The 15,626-nt window shown below is 39.3% G+C and carries 19 protein-coding genes; 3 read left to right on the forward strand and 16 right to left on the reverse strand.

All coding sequences use genetic code 11. The annotated features are described in order from the left end of the window. Positions 1-76 precede the first annotated feature (76 nt). Positions 77-817, forward strand: a complete 741-nt coding sequence (locus tag AC1DCY_RS02170) for an IclR family transcriptional regulator (RefSeq protein ID WP_477347034.1) — start codon at positions 77-79, stop codon at positions 815-817. 341 nt (positions 818-1,158) lie between these two features. After that, positions 1,159-1,347 carry a 50S ribosomal protein L28 gene (gene rpmB, locus AC1DCY_RS02175; protein ID WP_370042904.1) on the forward strand — a complete coding sequence of 63 codons (189 nt, stop codon included), beginning with the start codon at positions 1,159-1,161 and terminating at the stop codon, positions 1,345-1,347. 119 nt (positions 1,348-1,466) lie between these two features. On the opposite strand, the gene AC1DCY_RS02180 is transcribed toward rpmB, so the two are convergent. Then, positions 1,467-1,670, reverse strand: coding sequence for a hypothetical protein (locus AC1DCY_RS02180; protein ID WP_477347036.1), 204 nt, complete (start codon positions 1,668-1,670; stop codon positions 1,467-1,469). 210 nt (positions 1,671-1,880) lie between these two features. On the opposite strand from AC1DCY_RS02180, the gene AC1DCY_RS02185 reads away from it, so the two are divergent. Beyond that, complete coding sequence (locus AC1DCY_RS02185) at positions 1,881-2,036, forward strand: hypothetical protein (protein WP_477347038.1); 156 nt, start codon at positions 1,881-1,883, stop codon at positions 2,034-2,036. A 40-nt stretch (positions 2,037-2,076) separates the two neighbouring features. Here AC1DCY_RS02185 and spoVM read toward each other — a convergent pair whose 3' ends face one another. The 15 genes from spoVM to rpoZ all read right to left on the reverse strand — a co-directional run bounded on the left by spoVM (position 2,077) and on the right by rpoZ (position 15,624). Beyond that, positions 2,077-2,178, reverse strand: a complete 102-nt coding sequence (gene spoVM / locus AC1DCY_RS02190; protein ID WP_100544041.1) for a stage V sporulation protein SpoVM — start codon at positions 2,176-2,178, stop codon at positions 2,077-2,079. 18 nt (positions 2,179-2,196) lie between these two features. Beyond that, complete coding sequence (locus AC1DCY_RS02195; RefSeq protein ID WP_477347040.1) at positions 2,197-2,850, reverse strand: thiamine diphosphokinase; 654 nt, start codon at positions 2,848-2,850, stop codon at positions 2,197-2,199. Then, entirely contained in the window at positions 2,847-3,515 is a 669-nt protein-coding gene (gene rpe, locus AC1DCY_RS02200; protein ID WP_477347042.1) for a ribulose-phosphate 3-epimerase, read from the reverse strand. The genes AC1DCY_RS02195 and rpe overlap by 4 nt, the downstream gene beginning before the upstream one ends. A gap of 2 nt (positions 3,516-3,517) precedes the next feature. Continuing rightward, a complete protein-coding gene (gene rsgA, locus AC1DCY_RS02205) occupies positions 3,518-4,402 on the reverse strand; it encodes a ribosome small subunit-dependent GTPase A (protein WP_477347044.1) in 885 nt (294 codons plus the stop codon). 11 nt (positions 4,403-4,413) lie between these two features. Further along, positions 4,414-6,399 (reverse strand): Stk1 family PASTA domain-containing Ser/Thr kinase, encoded by a 1,986-nt coding sequence (gene pknB, locus AC1DCY_RS02210; RefSeq protein ID WP_477347046.1) that lies wholly within the window; start codon positions 6,397-6,399, stop codon positions 4,414-4,416. Between the two features lie 2 nt (positions 6,400-6,401). Further along, the gene (locus tag AC1DCY_RS02215; protein ID WP_477347113.1) at positions 6,402-7,151 is read right to left on the reverse strand and encodes a Stp1/IreP family PP2C-type Ser/Thr phosphatase; all 750 of its coding nucleotides are present in this window, start codon (positions 7,149-7,151) and stop codon (positions 6,402-6,404) included. Between the two features lie 6 nt (positions 7,152-7,157). Further along, complete coding sequence (gene rlmN, locus AC1DCY_RS02220) at positions 7,158-8,300, reverse strand: dual-specificity RNA methyltransferase RlmN (RefSeq protein WP_477347048.1); 1,143 nt, start codon at positions 8,298-8,300, stop codon at positions 7,158-7,160. After that, positions 8,300-9,661 (reverse strand): 16S rRNA (cytosine(967)-C(5))-methyltransferase RsmB, encoded by a 1,362-nt coding sequence (gene rsmB, locus AC1DCY_RS02225; RefSeq protein ID WP_477347049.1) that lies wholly within the window; start codon positions 9,659-9,661, stop codon positions 8,300-8,302. The genes rlmN and rsmB overlap by 1 nt, the downstream gene beginning before the upstream one ends. Continuing rightward, positions 9,658-10,599, reverse strand: coding sequence for a methionyl-tRNA formyltransferase (gene fmt / locus AC1DCY_RS02230; RefSeq protein ID WP_477347050.1), 942 nt, complete (start codon positions 10,597-10,599; stop codon positions 9,658-9,660). Before fmt ends, rsmB begins: the two co-directional genes overlap by 4 nt. A 1-nt stretch (position 10,600) precedes the next feature. Continuing rightward, complete coding sequence (gene def / locus AC1DCY_RS02235; protein ID WP_477347052.1) at positions 10,601-11,095, reverse strand: peptide deformylase; 495 nt, start codon at positions 11,093-11,095, stop codon at positions 10,601-10,603. 183 nt (positions 11,096-11,278) lie between these two features. Next, on the reverse strand, positions 11,279-11,518 hold the full coding sequence (locus tag AC1DCY_RS02240) for a hypothetical protein (RefSeq protein ID WP_477347053.1): 240 nt from the start codon (positions 11,516-11,518) through the stop codon (positions 11,279-11,281). Then, on the reverse strand, positions 11,506-11,664 hold the full coding sequence (locus tag AC1DCY_RS02245) for a hypothetical protein (protein ID WP_477347055.1): 159 nt from the start codon (positions 11,662-11,664) through the stop codon (positions 11,506-11,508). Before AC1DCY_RS02245 ends, AC1DCY_RS02240 begins: the two co-directional genes overlap by 13 nt. A 65-nt stretch (positions 11,665-11,729) precedes the next feature. Continuing rightward, positions 11,730-14,144, reverse strand: a complete 2,415-nt coding sequence (priA, locus tag AC1DCY_RS02250; protein ID WP_477347057.1) for a primosomal protein N' — start codon at positions 14,142-14,144, stop codon at positions 11,730-11,732. Continuing rightward, on the reverse strand, positions 14,141-15,151 hold the full coding sequence (gene coaBC, locus AC1DCY_RS02255; protein ID WP_477347059.1) for a bifunctional phosphopantothenoylcysteine decarboxylase/phosphopantothenate--cysteine ligase CoaBC: 1,011 nt from the start codon (positions 15,149-15,151) through the stop codon (positions 14,141-14,143). The genes priA and coaBC overlap by 4 nt, the downstream gene beginning before the upstream one ends. A 245-nt stretch (positions 15,152-15,396) precedes the next feature. After that, positions 15,397-15,624: a DNA-directed RNA polymerase subunit omega gene (rpoZ, locus tag AC1DCY_RS02260; RefSeq protein WP_053483349.1), complete on the reverse strand. Its 228-nt coding sequence runs from the start codon at positions 15,622-15,624 to the stop codon at positions 15,397-15,399. Between the last annotated feature and the right edge of the window lie 2 nt (positions 15,625-15,626).

Genomic DNA, 15,626 nt, shown 5'->3' on the forward strand with positions numbered 1-15,626 from the left:
ATAGATATTAACGATTATGTAGCTAGACGTAGACAAGGATTAAAAATAAAATAAATGAAGGAGAGGTGGATCTTGAATGCAATTATTAGAACGAGCTATGACAATCGCTAAAGTTTTGGCTTCTGAAGCAAGTGAAAACAGCTTGTCCATTTCAGAGCTTTCGACAAAATGCAATTTACCACTTAGTACACTACATAGAATTTTAAAATCGATGATCAAGGAAGGAATGATTGAACAAGACGATCAAACTAAACAATATCGACTTGGTACAATATGGATGGAACTTGGCTTACAAGTGTATGATACGATGGACTATATTAGTAAAATTAGGCCTGAATTAGAGCGTTTAGCAAGAGAAGTCGAGGAAAGTGTCTATTTAAGTAAGCCCGCTGGTTTAGATACAATTATTATCGAAAGAATAGACAGTGCAGCTAATCCCATTCGTATTTACGATCAGCTAGGTATTCGTATTCCGATGCATATTGGAGCTGCAAATAAAGCAATTTTAGCCACAATGCCCGTTTCTCAAGCAAGGGCAATTATTGAACAGCTTATTCCTCATGAAGAAATCACTGAATTAGAGGCACAGCTTGAACGAATAAGACTACAAGGATTTGCCATTAGTCATGGGGAAAGAACTGCAGGAACATCCTCCATTGCAGTATCTATTTTAAATGGTTTCAATGAAGTAATCGGTGCAGTGAGTATAGGTTTTGTTAGCTTTAACGTTTCAGCAGAACATATTAATATCCTTACAGAGCGTTTAATGGAAACTGGTAAACGAGTTTCTATGAAGCTTGGCTACCGTGGAAAATAAAGTGAAACTTTAATCAATAGGGTTTTCTTCAGAGTTATTTGGACAGCCAATGTAAAGGAACCATATCTGAATTCATCTCACCACCTTTAGAGGTAGGAGCCTTCTACTGAATAAAGATAAACGGCATACGTTTTAGCAAATGTCATATCCATAACTTTTGATGATGAGCCAATTAATACCACTTTTTTAACAAGTATTTTTTGTCTGTAAAGGTTTTTTTCTTGAAAGGTTATGTGAAAACTATTGCACTGAACGTCATGGTATGTTAAATTATTATGGTATGTGAAATACCGAACTGAAATAATAATCTTTCAGCATTAACAGTAAGGAGGGAATACAACATGCCAAAACAATGTGTAATCACTGGGCGTAAAGCTCGTACTGGTAACAACCGTTCCCACGCTATGAACGCTAGCAAACGTTCTTGGGGTGCTAACCTTCAAAAAGTTCGTATCTTAGTAGACGGTAAACCAAAACGTGTATGGGTTTCTACTCGTGCATTAAAATCAGGTAAAATCGAGCGCGTTTAATCGTCGCTTCCAAAAAATCGATTTCGCATTTGGCGCAAATCGATTTTTTTCTGTCTCAATAACTAGGCAAACTAACCGCCTTTGTGAGTAATTATAGAAAATGACTAAGCCGCTAGGAATTACATCTCATAGTAATTCCTAGCGGCTTTCATTACATATAGCAGCACAACAAAACGCCTATGCAGAATGGCAGTTACGTATAATTCTTTAGCAAAGCTAGGGGTTGATTTCCGTTCCGACTGAGCGCTTTCCTGGGGGCGTCCGATGAGCCGCTTCACTCGCGTTGCTCGCTCCAGGGTCTCATCTGTGACGCTGATCCCCAAGGAGTCGCCCAGTCTCCACTCCAATCAACCACTTCTCATAGTATGTACCCTCTCGCGAAAGCGTAGTGTTAACGTAGCGTCAGCAAGATCAGGTGTACAATAGCATTATTGTTATAAGTTTCTTCTGTTTGATTATGTTGAGTAGCCATAGCGTTCTTTAACAAAAGTTCTACGCTATCGCTGATTGGAGTGGAAGGCTACTCGACTCCCGTGGGAAAGCGAGACAGGCGAGACCCTGCACGGAGAGCAGCGGCTCGACGCTCGCCCACAGGAAGCTCTGCTCTGCGCGAAAGCGAAGCGTCAGCGACAAAGCGAGTAGCCTGGAACGGAAATCACCCACCACAATATTTACAAAGAATTCCTTGACCATTTTGTTTTTCAACACCATAAAAAAATCCGACTAGTGTTAGTCGGATTTTTTTACTTTCTTTTCTTTTTTAAAAATGTTGATACATGTACGCGTAATACTACTTACAAATTTCGGTAGTTGAAATGTATATACTTTCAGGACTCTCTCCCCCTTACGCTAATCTATGCTTCTTATCATTAAACATATGCCTTGCGAAAAAGATATAGACCCTGAATCACCTATTATTTCATTACTTGTAAAGCGAGATGTACCAAGAGAGATTTCTTCATTTGTTGTTTCATACTTTACATGCCTTAATGTCACATCTTTAATTGGCTCTTCGTGTGCAAAGAAAGACAAATAACGGTATTGCTCGTTTGCTTCAATGGTGTGTGTGCCTGGCATTAAAAATTGCAACATATTTGCATGATTAATAATCTTCAATACTACCTGCGGATGCTCTTTATGCAAACGATAAATCGAACGAACTGCTGCCTCATAATGATCTAAACGACCACCTGTAACACCTGTAAGTACAATTTCTAGCGGTGTATAGGTCAAGGCTTTTAATAACGCTAAGTCCGTATCTGTTTCATCTTTTTCTTCCTGAAATCGTTGTCTATCATTTGTATGTGCCATCACCAGCTCGTATTCCTCTTGCGATAGTGAGTCAAAATCTCCTACTATGGCATGTGGTGTGATTCCTTGCTCGATTAAATATAGCGCCCCTCGGTCTGCTCCGATAAATAACACATCACTTTGTTCTTTATACGGACTAAATGAACAGAGTTCCGCTCTTGGCCCACCTGCACAAACAACGACTACTGTCATCCTTGAATCGCTGCCTCACCAGCAGCTAAAATTTCCTGTAGGGCCGCAGAACGATCTTCTTTACTATAAATAGCGGAACCAGCTACAAAAATTGTTGCTCCTGCTTTGGCACACGGAATAATAGTCTCTGCATTAATACCACCATCAATCTCTATAGCAATATCGAGATTACGTTCTTTTATAATAGCTGCTAATGCTTCAATTTTTGGGACAACAGAATGAATGAATTTTTGCCCACCAAACCCTGGATTCACTGTCATGAACAACACCATATCAATATCTTCTAAAACGTGTTGAATAGATTCTATTGGTGTATGTGGATTTAATACAACACCAGGTTTAACTCCAAATGAGCGAATTAATTGAATTGTACGGTGTAAATGGCGGCAAGCTTCTACATGCACCGTTATATAGTCTGCTCCTGCTTTGGCGAATTGTTCAATATATTGATCCGGATTTTCGATCATTAAATGAACGTCTAGCGGTAAATCAGTTAAAGGACGAATGGCGTCTAATACAATAGATCCAAAAGAAATATTTGGCACAAAATGACCATCCATAACATCGATATGAATAAGCTGTGCCCCAGCCTTTTCTACTTCTTTTACTTCTTCTCCTAATTTAGCAAAGTTAGCTGCTAAAATTGATGGTGCTATTTGTATCATCATTAATACCTCGGCTTTCGATCCATAATTTCTTGCATAAATTGTTCGTAGTGTTTATAACGATAGTCACGAATTTCTCCCGCTTCTACCGCTGCCTTTACTGCACATTTAGGTTCCTTTAAGTGTAAACAGCCTCTAAATTTACAATTCTCTGCAATACGGGCCATTTCAGGGAAGCATGCGCCTAATTCTTCTTTTTCTATCTCATCAAAATCAAATGAACTAAATCCTGGAGTATCTGCTAATAATCCGTCACATACCTCGATTAATTCGACATGGCGAGTCGTATGTTTTCCACGCCCTAAGCTTTGTGAAATAATTCCAGTTTTTAAATTTAAATCTGGAATCAATGTATTTAGTAGTGTGGATTTCCCAACTCCAGATTGCCCTGCTAATACAGAAGTTTTTTCCTTTAAAATAGGCTGTAGACGATCAACTAATTCATCCTCATCCTTATAGGTTTGTAGCACGGTATAACCCATGTTTTCATAATCTGCTATATAGCCTTGCAATTCCTCACGTTCATGATCTTCTAGCAAATCCATCTTTGTTAAACAAATAATCGGATAAACATGAAATGACTCTAAAACAACTAGGAATCGATCCAGTAAAATTGTATTAAAATTAGGTTCTTTTACAGAAAACACAAGAATACCTTGATCAATATTAGCAATCGGAGGACGCACTAACTCATTTTGACGTTCCATAATTTTTTGAATAGTACCATCTGAACCTTTTGTTTCTAGTGTATATTCTACAATGTCGCCAACGAGTGGGGATTCCCCGCGATTACGAAATACCCCACGTCCTCGACATTGTATTAGTTGTTCTCCATCATATACATAGTAATAACCGCTTAATGCTTTACGTATTTGGCCTTGCGCCATCCAATTCCCCCTTATTTAATATCATCATAACCGAAACTATCTTCAGCTATGATTTGCGAATCACGTAAAATTTTATAGGCTACTTGTTGACCTTCTTCAACGACAAATTGTATTTTGTATTCCTTCTCACTCGTAATAGGAAACTCATCATATGGTTTTGCCATTGTATGGATTTTATCTTGAACTTCAATTCGAATTTGTTGTTCAATACCTTCCTCTGTTGGTTCATATGGAATCACAACAGTTTTCACATAAGTTTTCACAGGTTTTTCAGCAGGTCCCTTACTTATGACAACAGCTATTGTAGACCCTGCTTCAACTTCAGCCCCAGCTTTTGTCAATTGGGAAATAACACTCCCAGCAGCTACTGTATCATTATAGTCTTCACGAGCAATACGCCATTTTAAGCCTTTTCTACTTACATACTCATTCATTTGATCCTTCGTGTAATTCACAACATTATCTACGGTAACCATTTGTATACCTGCGCTCACCGTAAATTTCATCGATGTATCTTTAGCGATTACCTCTTCTTGTGGTTGCGGCTCTTGTTCAATAATTGTTCCTTCTGGCTCTGTTGAATGAGCATAGTTAATTTGAGGATCTAAAAATTTACCCTTTATCATTGATTCGACTTGGCTAATTTGCCGTCCTCTATAATCTTCCACTTTCGTCGTCTCTATTCCAAGACTGACGATTAAGTCTATTTCCGCACCTTTGACACGCTCCGTCCCCTCCGCAGGGTCTGTTTCAATGACCTTATCTTTTTCAACGTTCTCATCATAACGCTCCTGATGTTCACCACTAACAGTAAAGCCTTCAGCCTCTAATTTCTTAGTAGCTTCCTCAATTGTCAAATTAGCCACATTAGGTACAGATATTTTTTTCGGGCTAAATAAATCTGTGGCGAAAAAGACAAATAGGAAAATGGCGATAGCTGCTATTACTAGTCCAGCAACATATATTGGCCATTTTTTCTTTTTCTTTTTCTTTACAGGTGCTATCTTTTCAACAGGCTTCGTAACTTCGGGTTTCGGCTTTGATACTGCAATTGGTTCGATTGCTCTTGTCTTCGTTAAATCTTCATCGTTACGTATAGTTGACTCTTTTATAATCGGAATAGCCTTTGTCACGTCATTATCTACCGGTATGACAAACTTCGGTTCATTAATACGATTTGGCGATAGAACTGTCTCTAATTCTGCTTGCATTTCTTCTACAGTTGAATAACGATGAGAAGCATCTTTTGCTGTAGCTTTTAGCACAACATTTTCTAAGCTTTGTGGAATTGTAGCATCGAATGCACGAACTGACGGTGTTTCAGATTGTAAATGTTTGAGCGCGATAGAAACAGCTGACTCGCCTGAAAATGGCAATTCCCCTGTTAATAATTCATATAAAACAATGCCAAGTGCATAAATATCAGATTTGTTTGTTGCCGTACCACCACGAGCCTGTTCTGGTGATAAATAATGCACCGTTCCAAGTACAGAGTTCGTTTGTGTAAATGACGTTGCACTAAGCGTCATTGCAATGCCAAAATCAGTTATTTTCACATTGCCTTCAGCATCCATTAAAATATTTTGAGGTTTAATGTCACGATGGATAATATGATTTTCATGAGCAATAGCAATTGCCGATGTTAACTGCTTCATAATATGCACACTTCTGGCAGGAGAAATCGGTGCAAATTCCTGTATGTACTGCTTTAATGTTTTTCCTTGGACATACTCCATCACAATATAATGTAGATCACCATCATCACCTACATCATAAACACTAACGATATTTGGATGTGTAAGGCTTGTAGCAGAAAGTGCTTCACGTTGAAAACGGCGATGCAATTCATCCTCATTGGTAAAATCATAGCGTAATATTTTGATCGCTACATCACGGTTTAAAATCATGTCATGTGCTAAATAAACATTGGACATACCACCGCCACCAATAAGCCCTATAATTTTATAGCGGTCACTAATTCGTTTACCTACAAGCATACTTACACCTCCTCATCTTGCCTTGTGAGTAGCACGAGGGAGATATTGTCTTCTCCCCCGCTTGCATTTGCTAATTCCACAAGTTTCCTTCCTTTTTCTTCTATTAAATCTGGATACGTAATAATTGACGCCATTTCATACACTGTAAGTTTATTGCTTAAACCGTCAGAGCAAATGAGTAAATACGATTCTGATGCTAAATCAACTTCATAAAAGTCTGGTTCAATCGTTTCTTCTGTACCAACAGCTTTTAAGATGAAATTTTTCTTTGGATGTGTCAACGCTTCCTCTTCACTAATTTCACCATTTTCAACCAGAACATTTACATAGGAATGATCTCTTGTTATTTGTTGTGCACCATCATCAAAGAAATAATACACACGACTATCACCAACATGTGCGATAAAGCAATGATGTTCTTCAATTAACACTGCAATAAACGTCGTGCCCATTCCTTTACAGTCTTCATGTGATAAAGAATAGTCATATATACTTGTATTCAATTGCTTGACTGCCTGTAATAACCACTCTTTTTTTGTTGTCGTTGATGCAAAATGATGTGCTTCTGCCTGTAAAAAAACGGATTCCATCTGTTTCATTGCCATATCACTCGCTACATCGCCAGCATTATGACCACCCATGCCGTCTGCTACAAGTGCTATCGCAAGCCCATCCGGACGTTTAAAAAATGCCGCACGGTCTTCATTAATTGCTCGTTTTAACCCAATATCACTTTCGACTGTGTATTCCAACACTGGTCACCTCGTTTCTTCAGATCTCTCTTGCGCACGTAATTGACCACACGCAGCAGCAATATCAGAACCTTGCTCTCGGCGGATCGTTACGTTAATGCCATTCTTCTTTAATGTTTTTTCAAAGGCAAAAATTTGACTACGGGATGTGCGAACATAATCACGTTCTGGTACGTAGTTTACAGGAATTAAGTTCACGTGGCATTTAAGTCCTTTTATTAATGCAGATAATTCTTCTGCAATTTCAACTGAATCATTTTCACCAGACATTAAACCATACTCAAAAGTAACACGTCGGCCAGTTTTTTCAGTATAGTAACGGACTGCTTCCATTAATTCATCCAATTTGTAAGCACGTGCAATTGGCATCAGTTTTTGACGATCCTCTTGGTTTGGTGCGTGTAATGATACTGCAAAGTTGATTTGTAGCTGTTCATTAGCGAATTCGTAAATTTTAGGAACAATTCCTGATGTTGAGACAGTGATGTGACGCGCACCAATATTTAACCCTTTTTCATGGTTGATAACTTTTAAGAAGTTCATCATCGCATCATAATTATCGAAAGGTTCTCCAATACCCATAATGACGATATGTGACACACGTTCGCCCAATTCATCTAAAGTTTGTTGTACTTTGACAACTTGCTCCACGATTTCCCCTGCTAATAAGTGACGTTTTAATCCACCTAAAGTTGACGCACAAAACGTACAGCCAATTCGGCAGCCTACTTGTGTCGTCACACAAACAGAGTTCCCATATTCATGACGCATTAATACAGTTTCAATAGAATAGCCATCTTGTAATTGGAATAAAAACTTGATAGTACCATCTTTTGATTCCTGTTGAATAATTGTTGACAATGTCGTCAATGCAAAACTTGCTTCAAGCTTTTCACGTAATCCCTTTGAAAGGTTAGACATTTCTTCAAATGTTTTCACACGTTTATTATAAAGCCAATCAAAAATTTGTGCTGCACGGAACGGTTTTTCACCATTTTCCTTTAACCATTCTTCTAACTGTTTTGGCTGTAATGAGTATACCGATTCCTTTAAATTTGGTTTTTCTTTTTTCGCGCGTCGAACAGGCTTGTCTGCTGCTTCTTCAACTAAGTCGTTAATGCGCTCATTAAATTTTTCTTGATCCACCATTAGTTGGATTCTCCTTTTTTACGAAAGGCGGCAACGAAGAAACCGTCACTGCCAAAGTCTTGTGGAAAGACTTGAAGCATGCCATTTGCTTGCTTTTCCGCTAATTTTGTTGGTAAAGATTCTAGTTGTATAGCTTCCATTTCTGGATGCGTTGTTAAAAAGGCTTCTACAGTACCTTCGTTTTCCCTTTTATCTACTGTACATGTACTGTACACAAGTTTGCCATCTATTTTCAATACTTTTGTTGCAGCATCTAATAGTGCCAATTGTATTTTTTGGAGGCTTTCTAAATCTTCTTCTCGCTTTGTATATTTAATATCAGGCTTGCGGCGCATAACACCTAAACCACTACAAGGTGCATCGACTAAAATAGCGTCGAATGATTCTGGTTGTAGAAAATCCGGTGCCTTACGTCCGTCAATAGGAGCAGTCTCCACTATATCAATCCCTAGACGATCCGTATTATGGTCAATTAAATCTAATTTATGAGGGTGAAGGTCAGTCGCTAAAATCGAACCTTCATTTTTCATAATCTCAGCTAAATGTGTTGTCTTTCCACCTGGAGCTGCACACATATCTAAGACGCGCATGCCAGGAGATGGATGCAAAACATTTGCTGGGATCATGGAGCTTTCATCTTGTATAGTAATAAGCCCTTCTTGGAATGCCTTTGTTCGAGCTGGCTGACCATTTGTTACATGTAAACATTCAGGCATTAGCTCGCTTTTTTTCGCTGATAAACCTTCAGCTTCTATGCTGGCAATCGCTTGCTCAACGCTTGCTTTCGTCGTATTTACACGTACAGTCTGCACTGGAGGTACATTATTTTCATGTAACATTTCTGCTGCTACTTCAATACCGTAGTTATCGACAAAGCGCTGCACTAACCATTCTGGATGACTCGTTTCAATAGCAAGGCGCTCAATTGGATCTTTTATTTCATCAGTTGAAGCTACACCCTGACGTAAAATAGATCGTAAAATACCGTTGACCATTGAAGCTATCCCTTTGTGACCTCGACGCTTAGCAATTTCTACAGCCTCATTTACCGCTGCATGTGGTGGGATACGTGTTAAATAATGCATTTGATATAAAGATAAACGTAAAAGCCAGCGCACCCAATGATCCACTGAGCCACGAATAAATGGCTCTAAATAGTAATCAAGTGTCATTTTATATTGTAAAGTACCATACGTAATTTCTGTTAAAAGCGCACGATCCTTCGCTTCAATTTTATGTCGCTTGATCGTTTCATTTAAAAGCAAATTACTATAGGCTTGATTTTTATCTACTGCTAACAGAATAGAAAGTGCAGCATCACGCACATTTCCATCCCAAATTACTACGCTTTTTTTACTCATTTAAATTGGTCCCCGATCTGTAATTTAGAACCTGTACCACGTAAATATTCCTCTGCTGTCATGCGTTTTTTACCAGCTGGTTGTACATCATACAGGGCAAGTGTTGTCCCATTTCCTGCTGCAACTTCAAAATGATCCTTCGAAATCTCAACAACCTCACCAGGTATAGCATCATGCTTTGTGCTACCCACCTGTGCCCACCAAATTTTAAAGTTTCCATCTTCAAATGTTGTATAGGCAACTGGCCACGGATGAAGACCACGCACTTGATTGTATAAAGTTGTAGCATCCTTTGTCCAATCGATACGTTCTTGTTCACGTGAAATATTGCTTGCAAAGGTTACTTGCGCTTCATCCTGCACTGTACGGTTATTTGTTCCATTTATAATAGAAGGAAGTGTAGCTTTTAATAAATCAGAGCCTACAGCACTTAGCTTATCAAATAGTCCACCTGTATGATCTTCCTCTTCAATTGGGATAGCCTTTTGAGATATGATATCACCGGCATCTAGCTTTTGCTCCATATACATGATAGTTACACCAGTCTCTTTTTCACCATCAATAATTGCTTGGTGAATAGGTGCTCCACCACGATACTTCGGTAAAAGTGACGCATGGACGTTAATGCAACCAAGCGGTGGTGCATCTAGTAATTCTTTCGGCAAAATTTGTCCAAAAGCGGCTGTTATAACTAAGTCAGGCTGTAAATCAATAATTTGCTGTAATTCCTCAGAACCGCGTAGCTTTTCCGGCTGAATAACATGTAAACCTAACTCCATAGCTGCTGCTTTAACAGGTGGTGGTGTTAGCACACGCTTACGACCAACTGGACGATCTGGTTGTGTAACTACAGCTTTAATATCATAACCTTCATGATGTAGCATACGCAAAATTGGCGCGGAGAAATCAGGTGTACCCATAAAAATTATTGAAGTCATGTTATTCCTCCTCTTCAGCGTACATTGCTTCAAGCTCTTCTTCAGTTACAACACGTTTGATTTTTGAATCAAATAGCACGCCATCTAAATGATCGATTTCATGTAAAATTGCTCGTGCATCAAAGCCTCCCGCTTCTAGCTCATATACACGTCCTTCACGGTCACATGCTTCAATTTTTACATAGTCAGGTCGTTCAACCTCACCGTATAATCCCGGGAAGCTTAAGCATCCTTCAATATCTACTTCGACGCCATCTGTTTCAATGACAGTCGGATTAATCATTTCTAAAATATCTCGTTCCTCGCCAAGCTCGACAATTGCAACACGTAATCCTACATTTATTTGTGGTGCTGCAATACCAACGCCATCGTATTCAACCATTGTGTCATATAAATCATCTAGTAATGTAATAATTTCTTCATTAATTTCTTTTACTTCCGCGCACGGCGTTGATAGTACCTTTGCTGGATGTTCAACAACTTTTTTAATTGCCATCTTATTTCCTCATTTCTATATTTAAGGCTTATTACCTTGTCTAATTGTAACGCCATATCATTATGTGGGGTTGATTTCCGTTACGGCTGGGCGCTTTGTTGCTGTCGCTTCGCTTTCGCACAGATAAAACAATTGTAGCTGCCGCTTTGCTTTCGCTACAGAAAACATTTGTTGTTGCTGTCGCTACGCTTTCGCACAGTTAAAACATTTGTTGCTGTCGCTACGCTTTCGCACAGTTAAAACATTTGTTGCTGTCGCTTCGCTTTCGCACAGATAAAACAATTGTAGCTGCCGCTTCGCTTTCGCTACAGATAAAACATTTGTTGTTGCTGTTGCTTCGCTTTCGCACAGATTAAACAATTGTTGCTGTCGCTTCGCTTTCGCACAGATTAAACAATTGTTGCTGTCGCTTAGCTTTCGCACAGATTAAACAATTGTTGCTGTCGCTTAGCTTTCGCACAGAGCAAAGCTTCCTGGGGGCGTTCGATGAGCCGCTTCACTCGCTTTGCTCGCTCCAGGGTCTCATCTGTAACGCTGATCCCCGAGGAGTCGCCCAGTCTCCACTCCAATCAACTTATATACATTGCATACGTTTTAACAAAATGTCATCCCAAACTTTGAGTGATAAACCATTTTATATAGTAGACGGATCTAAATCTACCGTCATTAATATTCCCTGTTTAATCCATTCCGCTCGATACATCGCTAGAAGGCGCTGTAATACAGGAATGAGATTTGGTTCAATTTTATATTTTATCAAACATTGATAGCGATATCTATTTTGGAGACGACTAATGCTTGCAGTTGTTGGTCCTATAATTGCTACCTGGTTTGATAAGTTTTCCTTTAGCCAATCCGCTGCACGTCCAGCATATTCTGCCGCCATCATGACATCCTCATGAGATATTTGAACAAGTGATACATAATAATACGGAGGATAGCTAGAGCGGCGGCGTAAAAACATTTCACGTTCGTAAAATGGCTCGTAATCTTGTATTTTTGCCAATTCAATTGCATAATGCTCTGGCGTATACGATTGAATAATAACCTCACCATGCTTTTCATGACGTCCAGCCCTACCACTAACCTGCGTTAATAATTGAAATGTACGCTCCGCTGCACGGTAGTCGGGTAGATGTAGAGATGTATCAGCACTAAGTACACCAACAAGCGTAATATTAGGAAAATCAAGACCTTTAGCAATCATTTGCGTCCCAAGCAAAATATCTGCCTGTCCTTCCCCAAATGCCTGCAAAATTTCTTCATGTGCACCTTTTTGCTTTGTTGTATCAACATCCATTCGGAGAACCCTTGCCTCAGGAAATAGCTTATAAATTTCTTCCTCAACTTTTTGTGTTCCCGTACCAAAATAACGAATATGCTCACTTTGGCATTGTGGACATATTTGAGGGACACGTTCCTCATAACCGCAATAATGACATTTCAATTTCTCTGTTGTTCGATGATACGTTAACGAGATGTCACAGTTCGGACATTGTACAACCGTTCCACAATCACGACAAAGCACAAAAGAAGAATAGCCACGACGATTTAAAAACAGCACCATTTGTTCTCTTTTCTCAAGCCTTACACGTATTGCATCAATAAGTTGCTCCGAAAACATAGAACGATTCCCTTTTTGAAGTTCCTCTCGCATATCGGCAATAAAAACAGTTGGTAACGGTTGATGCAAAGCACGTTGCTTTAATGATAGCAAACTATATACGCCCTTCTTTGCTCTCGCAAATGATTCAAGTGCAGGCGTTGCACTACCTAATATAACAGGACATTTGTAAAATTCACTTCGCCAAATCGCTACATCTCTAGCGTGATAACGTGGTGAATCTTCTTGCTTGTATGTTGATTCATGCTCTTCATCCAGAATAATGAGACCTAAATTTGTAAAAGGTGCGAAAATTGCTGAACGAGCTCCAACAACAACGCTTACTTTTCCTTGTTGAATTTTACGCCATTCATCATACTTTTCACCGACAGATAAGCCACTATGCATGACAGCAACCATCTCACCAAAACGACTACGAAAACGCTCTGTCATTTGTGGTGTTAATGATATTTCAGGTACTAGCATAATGGCTTCCTTACCTTCATCTAACACCTTTTGTATCGCTTGCAAATATATTTCAGTTTTACCACTTCCGGTAACGCCGTGTAGTAAAAAAGTTTGCGCTGTCTGTTCTTCCATCGACCCGTTAATAGCCTTTAGAGCTACGTGCTGCTCATCCGTCAACTGTAAAGATTGCGTACGGGAAACCTCTCTCGTAAAGGGATCTCGATACACCTCTTCTTGTATAAAATGGGCGGCCCCTTTTTCAATAACTGACTGTAATACTGCGGAAGATGCACCTGTTTCCTCATAGATTTTCTGTGGCAAAAGGACCTCTCCAAGATGTCTGCTCATCCATTCAATCAGCTGGCGTTGTTTAACTGCTCTCGCTGCACCTTCCATTGCTTTATCGATATCTTGCTGATTATCTGAAATTTTGACCATCCGTATTTCTTTCACATTGCCTTGCTGCTTCACAACATTTTCAATCTTCACGATTTTATTAGTGATAAGCTGTTTTAATAAAGGAAGTAATTCTGCACGCTCGAATTCTTTGAAATTAGCCTGTTGTCGCTTACCAAAAATAGCCTGAGCCTCATCTGGCAAAGCGTCTTTCTCCTCTAATAGCGTTATGATCTTTTCATACTTCGCTCGAAGCGCTGATGGGAGCATGACCTGTAAGGCATCAATTTCATAGCAAATCGTTTCGTTTTTCAGCCACTTTGCCATTAACAGCATTTCTTCGGTTAATACAGGCTCTATATCTAAAATTTGCGCAATAGACTTTAATTTATTAGATGGTACATCTGTTTCATTTTTTAATCCGACCACAAAGCCTAGTACATTTCTTGGCCCAAACGGTACTTTTACACGACAGCCCATCTCTATAATATGTGCCCATTCTGTAGGCACTTCATAGTCAAATGGACGATCTACATGGTAAGTTGAAACATCCACTATAACCTCTGCAATCAACAAACTCATTGCTTCTCACCCTGTAATATATATGTCCATAATGATTGCGCAAACTGCGTGGCATTTGTCGTATTCCACAATTGACCATTTACTTCTGCCGTGTCACTAAAATCAATCCACGTGTCAGACATAATTGTTAACATTGGCTCACCAATAACTTTTTGCCCAAAAGTTATTGCGGTCATTCCTTCTACGGATAGTATCGGTGCCCCTTCAATTGTAGGCGTATTTGCTGCATGGATAAAAAATGCAGATGGATATTGCTTTTTATAATCTTCAAGCTGCTCAAAGAGCTTATGCACGCTTGTTTCGTTCTCATCTATGAGGATTACATTTGCCCCAAGTGTTTTTGCTTCTTTTGCTATTGCCTGACCAATTTTACTATTCGACTGTGTACTAATAATATGGTGCTCGTCCAATGGAACATAAAACGCTCCAGCTGTAACCACTACCGTTTTACCAGCTAATGGCTTAAGCTTCTCTGAAAAAAATTCTTGCACAATCGCGGTAATTTTTTCTGGCTCTTCTAAACGACCTTTGCCAACATAGCCACATGCCAAAAATCCTTCCGAAGGCTCAATAAATTGATAGCCATCAGATTGTAACTGAGCCAAATTTCGTTTTACCGCTGGATGGTCATACATATGTACATTCATCGCTGGTGCTAGCCATACAGGGGCAGTAGTTGCAAGCAAGGTCGTCGTTACCATATCGTCTGCAATTCCATTCGCCAGTTTTCCTATGACATTGGCAGTAGCTGGAGCAACTAAAATTAAATCTGCCCAATCCGCCAAATCAATATGGGCAATAACACTCGAATCCTTTTCATCAAAAGTATCGAAAAAAACATCATTTTTGGACATAACTTGAAAGCTCAGCGGATTCACAAATTGTCTTGCTGATGCTGTCATGATAACCTTTACATTTGCTCCTGCCTGAGATAGCTTGCTAACTAGAGCGACAGCCTTATAAACCGCTATACCACCTGAAACACAAAGTAAAATATTTTTATTCATGCACAATCGTCCTTTCAAATGATAAGCTCCCAAAGGAACATTCCTCGGGAGCTCTCGACATTCTGTATAATCAAAAATCCACTGCAAACAATCAATTATGCCTCGGCATAATTGCGTCCGGAATCAGCTTTCATCTCACCACCTATATAGGTGGGAGACTTCTGTACCTGTCGCTATGCTTTCGGTACAAAAAATAATTGCTGAAAGAAGTTAACATTAATTTGGCAAAAGCTTATTTATCAATGTTAGATTTCGTCTTCGTACACAGTTGACTCATCCTGTGATACTTTCGTAAGTACACCTGCAGCTACTTCTTCAAGTGCTTTCCCTACATATTTATGGGAAACATACTTGTGTAAGCGTTCCGTGTCTTGTTCCTCTTGCATTTGACGAGCACGTTTAGATGCTAGACTTACTAAAGAGTATTTTGAATCGATTTCTTTTTTTAATGTATCTACTGATGGGTATAACATAG

The sequence above is a fragment of the Lysinibacillus sp. 10T31 genome, assembly GCF_056394365.1.

Excerpts from the sequence above, each read along its gene's own strand:
- AC1DCY_RS02170 (WP_477347034.1), top strand. The coding sequence starts at position 77 with ATGCAATTATTAGAACGAGCTATGACAATCGCTAAAGTTTTGGCTTCT.
- rpmB (WP_370042904.1), top strand. The coding sequence starts at position 1,159 with ATGCCAAAACAATGTGTAATCACTGGGCGTAAAGCTCGTACTGGTAAC.
- AC1DCY_RS02195 (WP_477347040.1), bottom strand. The coding sequence starts at position 2,850 with ATGACAGTAGTCGTTGTTTGTGCAGGTGGGCCAAGAGCGGAACTCTGT.
- rpe (WP_477347042.1), bottom strand. The coding sequence starts at position 3,515 with ATGATACAAATAGCACCATCAATTTTAGCAGCTAACTTTGCTAAATTA.
- rsgA (WP_477347044.1), bottom strand. The coding sequence starts at position 4,402 with ATGGCGCAAGGCCAAATACGTAAAGCATTAAGCGGTTATTACTATGTA.
- pknB (WP_477347046.1), bottom strand. The coding sequence starts at position 6,399 with ATGCTTGTAGGTAAACGAATTAGTGACCGCTATAAAATTATAGGGCTT.
- rlmN (WP_477347048.1), bottom strand. The coding sequence starts at position 8,300 with ATGGTGGATCAAGAAAAATTTAATGAGCGCATTAACGACTTAGTTGAA.
- rsmB (WP_477347049.1), bottom strand. The coding sequence starts at position 9,661 with ATGAGTAAAAAAAGCGTAGTAATTTGGGATGGAAATGTGCGTGATGCT.
- fmt (WP_477347050.1), bottom strand. The coding sequence starts at position 10,599 with ATGACTTCAATAATTTTTATGGGTACACCTGATTTCTCCGCGCCAATT.
- def (WP_477347052.1), bottom strand. The coding sequence starts at position 11,095 with ATGGCAATTAAAAAAGTTGTTGAACATCCAGCAAAGGTACTATCAACG.
- priA (WP_477347057.1), bottom strand. The coding sequence starts at position 14,144 with ATGAGTTTGTTGATTGCAGAGGTTATAGTGGATGTTTCAACTTACCAT.
- coaBC (WP_477347059.1), bottom strand. The coding sequence starts at position 15,151 with ATGAATAAAAATATTTTACTTTGTGTTTCAGGTGGTATAGCGGTTTAT.
- rpoZ (WP_053483349.1), bottom strand. The coding sequence starts at position 15,624 with ATGTTATACCCATCAGTAGATACATTAAAAAAAGAAATCGATTCAAAA.